Annotated in this window: 1 pseudogene; it reads left to right on the forward strand. The window is 47.5% G+C overall.

What is annotated here, in order from left to right:
* A pseudogene (locus H8K52_RS22135) lies at window positions 1-203 on the forward strand (hypothetical protein); the annotation flags it as partial.
* Window positions 204-255: the final 52 nt, after the last annotated feature.

Here is a 255-nt window from a genome sequence, read left to right on the forward strand (position 1 = left end):
CAATCTTGCGATCAATCGTGAAATTCATCAAGGAACCAACGCAACTGTCGCGAATTGAACGTGAGTTTGTGACCGGCGATCCAACGATTATTCGTGCTGCACTATTCCACTTGCTGCACCAGGGACTGTTAGCTGCCCCATCTTTGCATGTAGAGCCATTCTCCTATCTGACTTACTTCGAACCCACTGGAGGTGTGTTATGAATCGACGTTGTCTAGCGTTTCAAAACATGGAATTGGATCTCTGGCCTGTGGT

The organism is Affinundibacterium seohonense, assembly GCF_014284305.1.
Taxonomy (GTDB): Bacteria; Pseudomonadota; Gammaproteobacteria; order Burkholderiales; family Burkholderiaceae_D; genus Undibacterium; species Undibacterium seohonense.